This is a genomic window from Streptomyces humidus (genome assembly GCF_014649655.1).
Taxonomy (GTDB): domain Bacteria; phylum Actinomycetota; class Actinomycetes; order Streptomycetales; family Streptomycetaceae; genus Streptomyces; species Streptomyces humidus.
On record NZ_BMTL01000045.1, the window covers coordinates 54,719 to 61,371 of the forward strand.

General features: G+C 70.6%; 10 protein-coding genes and 2 pseudogenes. 4 read left to right on the forward strand and 8 right to left on the reverse strand.

What is annotated here, in order from left to right; genetic code table 11:
- Positions 1–9 precede the first annotated feature (9 nt).
- From mftR to IE239_RS36455, 3 genes are all read right to left on the reverse strand, one after another.
- A complete protein-coding gene (mftR, locus tag IE239_RS36445) occupies positions 10–666 on the reverse strand; it encodes a mycofactocin system transcriptional regulator MftR (RefSeq protein ID WP_190153744.1) in 657 nt (218 codons plus the stop codon).
- 125 nt (positions 667–791) lie between these two features.
- Positions 792–1,130: a hypothetical protein gene (locus IE239_RS36450; RefSeq protein WP_190153745.1), complete on the reverse strand. Its 339-nt coding sequence runs from the start codon at positions 1,128–1,130 to the stop codon at positions 792–794.
- Between the two features lie 27 nt (positions 1,131–1,157).
- Positions 1,158–1,409: a hypothetical protein gene (locus IE239_RS36455; RefSeq protein ID WP_190153746.1), complete on the reverse strand. Its 252-nt coding sequence runs from the start codon at positions 1,407–1,409 to the stop codon at positions 1,158–1,160.
- Positions 1,410–1,556: 147 nt separating this feature from the next.
- On the opposite strand from IE239_RS36455, the pseudogene IE239_RS36460 reads away from it, so the two are divergent.
- Positions 1,557–1,871, forward strand: a pseudogene (locus tag IE239_RS36460) (putative quinol monooxygenase); the annotation flags it as partial.
- Here IE239_RS36460 and IE239_RS36465 read toward each other — a convergent pair.
- Entirely contained in the window at positions 1,837–2,529 is a 693-nt protein-coding gene (locus tag IE239_RS36465) for a TetR/AcrR family transcriptional regulator (RefSeq protein ID WP_057577256.1), read from the reverse strand. The pseudogene IE239_RS36460 and the gene IE239_RS36465 overlap by 35 nt on opposite strands.
- Before the next feature lie 150 nt (positions 2,530–2,679).
- On the opposite strand from IE239_RS36465, the gene IE239_RS36470 reads away from it, so the two are divergent.
- Complete coding sequence (locus IE239_RS36470; protein ID WP_190153748.1) at positions 2,680–3,351, forward strand: SDR family NAD(P)-dependent oxidoreductase; 672 nt, start codon at positions 2,680–2,682, stop codon at positions 3,349–3,351.
- A 41-nt stretch (positions 3,352–3,392) separates the two neighbouring features.
- Complete coding sequence (locus tag IE239_RS36475; RefSeq protein WP_190153749.1) at positions 3,393–3,863, forward strand: hypothetical protein; 471 nt, start codon at positions 3,393–3,395, stop codon at positions 3,861–3,863.
- Positions 3,864–4,122: 259 nt separating this feature from the next.
- Here the strand turns inward: IE239_RS36475 and IE239_RS36480 are convergent, their stop codons facing one another.
- From IE239_RS36480 to IE239_RS43065, 3 genes are read right to left on the reverse strand one after another with little or no spacing between them, the layout of a single operon-like run.
- Positions 4,123–4,617: a hypothetical protein gene (locus IE239_RS36480; protein WP_190153752.1), complete on the reverse strand. Its 495-nt coding sequence runs from the start codon at positions 4,615–4,617 to the stop codon at positions 4,123–4,125.
- A 59-nt stretch (positions 4,618–4,676) separates the two neighbouring features.
- Positions 4,677–4,964: a hypothetical protein gene (locus IE239_RS36485; protein WP_190153750.1), complete on the reverse strand. Its 288-nt coding sequence runs from the start codon at positions 4,962–4,964 to the stop codon at positions 4,677–4,679.
- A gap of 4 nt (positions 4,965–4,968) precedes the next feature.
- Positions 4,969–5,094, reverse strand: coding sequence for a hypothetical protein (locus IE239_RS43065; protein ID WP_266529939.1), 126 nt, complete (start codon positions 5,092–5,094; stop codon positions 4,969–4,971).
- A 390-nt stretch (positions 5,095–5,484) separates the two neighbouring features.
- Here IE239_RS43065 and IE239_RS36490 point away from each other — a divergent pair, with 390 nt between their 5' ends.
- A complete protein-coding gene (locus IE239_RS36490) occupies positions 5,485–6,333 on the forward strand; it encodes a GNAT family N-acetyltransferase (RefSeq protein WP_229878602.1) in 849 nt (282 codons plus the stop codon).
- Between the two features lie 9 nt (positions 6,334–6,342).
- Here the strand turns inward: IE239_RS36490 and IE239_RS43170 are convergent.
- Positions 6,343–6,549, reverse strand: a pseudogene (locus IE239_RS43170) (RRQRL motif-containing zinc-binding protein); the annotation flags it as partial.
- Positions 6,550–6,653 lie beyond the last annotated feature (104 nt).

The following is a 6,653-nucleotide window of genomic DNA, read 5'->3' on the forward strand; positions in this document are numbered from 1 at the left end:
GGGGCGAGATCAGGAGGCGGCGTCGCCGGGCGGGGGAGGTGCCGCCCGCACCGTGCCGAGGCCCGCGCCCACCTGCTCGATGGTCCGGCCGAGCAGACACGACAGTTCGGTTCCGGGCTCGCTCAGCCAGTGCTCGTACGCCGCCATGGCCGCCGCGAGGAGGGCGTAGCCGGCCAGCCGGGGCACCATGTCCGTCGGAGGCAGGCCCGTGCGTGCCGCGACGAACTCCGTGACGACGGCCCGCCACGAGGCATAGCGGAGGGTCGAATCCGCCTGCAGCGTGGGCACCCGCAGGATGAGCTCCATGCGCTGCCGGTGCCAGGGCACCTCCACGGGATCGAAGCTGTTGAACTCGACGACCGCCTCGCGGAGCGCGTCGACCAGCGGCGCGTCCGTCGAGGTCGCCGCCAGCAGCTCGCGCAGCCTGAGCAGGTGTTCCTCGAAGTCACCCCAGACCAGGTCGTTCTTGGAGGAGAAGTAGCGGAAGAAGGTACGGCGGCCGATGCCCGCGGCCGCGGCGATGTCGTCCACCGTGGTGTCGTCGAAGCCCTGAAGGGCGAACAGCTCGAACCCGATCCGCTCCAGCTCGGCCCGCGAGGTCACGCGCGGCCTTCCGGTCCTGGCCGGCTCGACCGTGACCCTCGCGCCGCCGGGCGGTGACTTCACGGGGACTCCTTCCGGGGAACGGGGCGGTACGGCCGACCCGGAGCGTCGACCACTCCGCCTTCAAACCTACCGGCCTTGGACCGGAACCGCAGAGCCCTTCCTCCTCTGCGGGTGTCCGCTGCGCACTACACATCCGCCCAGGCGCAGAAGTGCGCGCCGGACGCCCCGCCGCCGGGCCGACCGGGACCGCTGGGCCGGCTCGGCGCCTGGACCGCCGGGCACTTCAGGCACGTACTGATCGGCTGGCTGCTCGTGGTGGGTGTGCTCGGTGTCTTCGCTCCGCAGGTCACCTCAGTGCTGTCGGGGGCGGGCTGGCAGTGCAACGGCTCGGAGTCGGTGCGGGTGCGCGAGCTGGCGCAGGAGCACTTCGGCGGGAACGCCTCGTCGGCGATCCAGGTGGTCGTCAGCTCGATGGGGCACAAGGTCACCGACGCGTCCGTGCGGAAGGTGATCGCCGAAGTCACGGGCGGCGGTCCCGTTCGGCGGCCGCGTCAGCCGTCACCCCCGCCGGAGCAGGCGGGCCGGGACCGTCGGGAACTGAGCGCCGACTGCCGGATCGGCGAGGTCGTGCCGCCGCAGCCGGGCGCCGGCGTCAGCCGGGACGGACGGACCGCCGTCGTCCTCGGCGGAGCCGACGCCAACACCGACGACATGAGGACCTCGAGGAACCCCTGCCGTGAACTGTCCTCCTTCGGGACGACCTTGATGGACGGCATCGCGGTCTGCAGGCCGAGCACAGGCACGGCCGGCGCGATCAGCGCGACGAGGGCGTCAGATCGTCGCGGCGTCCGCCGCGGCGGACGCCACAGCCGACACGCTGAAGTCCGCCGACGGCATCGCCGCGGTCAAGGGACACCTCGCCGAGCTCGTCGCGAACGGGACGTTGCGATGAGCTCATCGCCGCCCTGCAGCCCATGTTCGGGCAGGTGGAGAAGGAGCCGGGCACGTTGCTTTGCCTGATGCATGTCAGCAGCGAGGACCCGGACGTGGTCTGGATGTGCGAATGCTTCGCCGACGAGGCGGCCTTCGAGCGCGCCGTGTCGCTGGTGCACGCGGAGGTCACCAAACGCCTCCGCGAACTCTGCGTCGCGGGGACGGAGGCGTACCGGCTCGGCCTGGTCGCCGGGAAGGGGCTCCCGCGGCGCCTTGGGACAACGCGCGTGCCGACGGTCAGGCGCCGCAGGCCCCGTTTCCGCCGAGGCTGATCATGGCGCGGTACAGCTGCTCCTCGGTGAGCGGCGGCGCCGGTAGTGGGTGGGCGCGGTCGGTTCGGAAGCCGTCGAGCAGAAGGTAAAGGTGGCGGCGCCAGGCGTCCGGGGCGATGGCGTGGGTGGCCTCGGTGACGCGGCTGTGCGACCAGATGACGAAGGCAAGGTCCTCGGGGGTGAGGTCGGGGCGCAGGCTGCCTTGCTCCTGCGCACGCTCGACGATGTGTACACCGAGTTCGCGGATGCGGGTCTGGGCGCCTGCCAGGCATGCGCTCTCCGGCAGCCGTATGGAGGCCAGGTCGTTGAACCCCCGGTCCTGTGACTGGAGTTCGCACATGGTCTCCAGGAAGTGGCACAGCCCCGCCCAGGCGTCGTCCATGGTGACGGCCTTCTCGGCGGCCTCCCGCCAGACGGCCAGCTTCCCGGCGAAGGTTGCCTGCACCAGGTCCAGTCGGGTGGGGAAGTGCCGGTACAGCGTGCCGATGGCCACCCCGGCCCGCTTTGCCACCTGCTCCAGGGGTGCCTCCATGCCCTGCTCGGCGAAGCAGGAGCGGGCCGCGGTGAGCAGGGCCTCGCGATTGCGCTGCGCGTCGCGCCGCAGGGGGCGGACAGGGGCCGGGTTCCCGGCGGAGGCGGACGGACGGTCGATGGCCATGTCACTCAGCCTACCAACCGGAGGGGTGTCTCATATTTCTCTGCTACGATCCAAGAACATGAGGCAGCCCTCGACTTTCAGTCCTGACCGCTGACGTGGCGGGAAGTGCGCCTCATCCATTCAGGCCGTCCGACCAGAGGAGCACCACCCATGCCCGTCATCGCCGTCATCGGGGCAGGCCCCGGCCTGGGCCTGTCCATCGCCCGCCGCTTCGGAAGGGAGGGTTTCCAGGTCGCCCTGGTCTCCCGGACCCAGGACAAGCTCGACGCGCTCGCCGCGCGGCTCGCCGAGGAGGGCATCGAGGCCGCGGGCTTCGCCGCGGACGTGACGCGTCCCGACTCGCTGCAGTCGGCGCTCGCCGCGGTCGCCGACCGGTTCGGGGCCGTCGACGTACTGGAGTACTCGCCCGCCGACCCCACGTTCGCCGGCGCCGCCGCCGTCGACGCCACGGCGCAGGACCTCCACAAGCAGCTCGACTACTACCTGTACGGAGCGGTCGCCGCGGTCCGTCAGGTGCTGCCCGCCATGCTCGAACGCGGCAGTGGCACCCTGCTGTTCTCCACGGGCGCCTCCTCGGTCCGGCCGTTCGGCGGCGCGTTCGGCAGCATCGGCGTCGCGGCGGCGGCCCTGCGCAACTACGCCATGGCCCTGGGCATCGACCTCGCCGAGCACGGGGTGCACACCGCGCACGTGGCCATCGGGGTGTTCATCGGCAGCGGTCCCGGCACCGAGCCCGAGACCATCGCCGAGCACTACTGGGACGCCTACACCAAGCGCGACCAGGCCGAGATCGTCCACACCGTCCCCGGCGGCATCTGGTGAGCACCTCCGGCACGCCCGCGGCGAACGCGACCAGGCCACCCATGGTGAAGATCTTCCGAGCCGTCTTCCGAGCCGCCAACAAGGTCATACGGCCGCTGCTCGCCTCCCGCTTCCACAAGCCGCTGAGCGGACGCCTGATGCTGCTCACGTACAAGGGGCACCGGACGGGCCGCGAATTCACGGTCCCCATCAGCTACTTCGACTGGGATCCCGGCACGGTGCTCGCCATGTCCTCCCAGCTCGGCTGGATCCCCAGCATGCGCCAAGGGTCCCCCGTCCGGCTGCGCATCCGGGGCCAGGACCACGCCGCCGTCCCGACGGTCGTCGAGGACCCTGAGGAAGTCGCCGCCCTGCTGGGTGAGTTCGGCCGGCGCAAAGGGCCCAAGGCCGCCAAGGGGCTGATGCTCGGCCTCCCAGGCGACCGGCAGCCCACCGACGACGAGCTGCGCACGGCCGCCGCCAAGACCCGCTTCGTCTGCTTCCGTATGGAGCCCGAGCGGCCGGGCCGGTAGCACTCGACCGGCTGATGCGGTCGACGGAGTTCCCCATCCCAGACACGCATCGCAGTTCCGGGCTTTGGCCAGGTCCGGGCGCGGGGGTGCCGGTGGGCGGGCCGGGCGGATTTCCTGGGCCATGCGGCGGGAGACTTCCGTGAGCAGTGGATCTGCCTGGTCTGCCAGATTGCTTCACTTATTCCTAGTTGTTGAGGGTCGTTCCGGAGGGCACGGACCAGGCTTGGGAAACCGGTCAGCGCCGCGACCGCCTCGTGCGTCAGGTGATACTGGTGGGGAGGCTTCGGACGGGGCTGCGCTGGGTGCTGTTGTCGGTGCGCCGGTCCAGCTCGGTGCGGAGTTCGTGGATGACCTGGGCGTAGACGGCGACGTGCTCGCGGAGCGAGCCAGCGGGTCGTCGACGAGCGGCCGTAGCCGCTCGATCTGGACGTGGACGCGTTGCGCTCGTGGCCGAGGAGGTCGTCCGGCGCCGCCCGGCCGGGGCGGTCGACCCGGCGAACGCGGTCGCCAGCCACACCACCAGCTCGCGGGCGATGGGGAAGGCGGCGAAGTCGTAGTCGACCGGCGGGCCGCCGCGCTCCGCAACCGGGCCGCCCGCGTTCGCAGCGACCTCACCGAGCTGACCGAGCGCCGTACCGCCGACGCCGCCCAGCGGGAGGCAGAGGAACGGGTCGTGAGTGTGCGGGACGGCTGCCGCAAAGCGCCGGTTGCGGGCATGATGAGATCTCCGTTCCCCGCCCGTGCGGGCGGACATGGGAGTGGCGCACCCCGAGCTGTCCAGGCATCGGGGGTGCGCCTCTTGCTGTGTGAGCGTCAAAACGGTGGTTCGTCCGGCCAGGGGTCGCGGACGGGCACGAGGCGTATGCGGAGTTCGCGCCGGTCGGCCCAGCAGCCGCATGCCTCCATCTCCGGGTTTGGACCGGCGGCCCACCAGCCGCCGCGTCCGTGGCAGTCGGGACAGTGGCGGCGTGGTCGGGGCAGGAGTTCGATGCGGTGCCGGTCGGCGTACAGCTGCCAGTGGCCGGCCTTGAGCGCGGCGGTGGCTACGGCGAGCGTGACGGGCACGGTGGCCGCCAGGAGCACGGCGGTTCGGGCGCGCACCGGTTCAGGGCCGGTCGAAGGGCTGGACGCTGAAGCGGGTGCCCTTGCCGGAGCTGGTGGGCGTCGCGGTGAGGAAGCCGGGGGCGGCCTGCGCGAGAGAGGCCAGCAGCGCCTTGATCCTGAGTGCCATGGGCTGGGTTCTCCTTCAGCTGCTCGTTGGGTCAGGCAACGAGCTGGTGCGTGGCCGGGGGAGCGATGTACGTGGAGGGGTCCACCGGCGTGCCGTCGAAGCACTCCAGGCAGCACCCGAGTTTTTTGGATACTGGCGGAGAGCACTTGTTTCGTTGCTGCGGTATTCCTGGTGCGCTCGCCGGAAGTCCTGTGCGAGAGGGCCTGCTCCCTGTCAAAGTGCTGTGATGCCCACGGTGACGGTGGAGCCTTTCCAGCCGCGGCACGCGGCCGCCGCTGGCCTTGCCGCCTGGTGTGCGGTGTTCCGTGACGGCCAGAGGGATCTCTGTCCGGTAGCTCGGTCCCGCCATCTGCTCTGGCCGAGCGGCTCCTGGCTGAGGAGCCACCGGCAATGCGCTGGGCCGCCCGCAGCGGTTCTGGCGAGGCGGTCAGCGGGGTCGCGGAGCTGCGGCGGCAGCCGCACCAGCCAGGTACTGGTTTCCTCCGCTTGTTCGTTGCGCTGCCGAGCCGCCGCGGTGGCGTCGGCTCCGCGCTGCTCTTCGAGGCCATGCGGAGTGTCGATGCGTCCGGGATAGACCGGCTGCAAAGCATGGTGCTGGCTGGTCCGCCCGGAGAGTCCTTTGCTCGCGCCGTTCCCGGTTCACGCGTTGTGCTGCGCCTAGAACTTCAAGAACAGCGACTGGACCAGGAGTGGGTGCTGGCTCGCTGCCGGGAACTGGTGGCGTCCCCGCCTTCTGCCTATCGGCTGGTGCACTGGATCGGGCTGGCACCCGAGCAGCTGGCTGCCTCTTTCGGGCGGGTGATGGGCCATGTGCTGGATGCGCCAGGCGCCGTGCTGCAGATGCCGCCCCGGACGTGGAACACCGCCGCCGTACGCGCATGGGAGGCGCAGATGACCACGGGTGGTGACCAGCTTATGGTGAGCACTGCCGTGCACTCGGCCTTTGGCGAGGTAGTCGCTGCCACAGTGGCCACCGTCCCGGCGAGCGGGGGCCCCGTAGCTGACCAGCACGACACCGCCGTGCTACCCGAACATCGACGTCAAGGACTGGCTCGATGGATCAAGGCTGAACAAGCCATCCGGCTCCACGAGCACTTCCGTGGAGTGCGCGCCGTCGCCTCGACCGTCAACCGGGAGAATCTGCCCATGACGGCGGTGAACCGATCGCTGGGATACCGACCGATTCTCGGAAGGCTGCTGGTGGAGGCGCCGGTAAGGGGCAGGCGTCCCAGGCCATGAGAGGCAGATATGGAAACGCCTCCCGCATTCACTGCAGGTCGGGCGAGCAGCCATCGCCCGGTCCAGAGCCCACTCCTGAGCCAGCGTCGGAACGCGCTTGGGCTTCGCCAGATCGACACGGAGCAGGAAGCCCCGTGTGGGATGGGTGCACGACCACTGCGGCCGGTGGGAACACCACTTGCAGCGCAGGATCGCGACCGGGCCGTTGTTGCCGCCGGGGCTGAGAAGGGTTCTCGAAACCGAGTGTGGGGGCTGGGTTTGTGCTGGTCAGGCATAGTGCTGGGGTGGGTGAGGTAGATCCGGTGCGTCCGTGGAGGTGG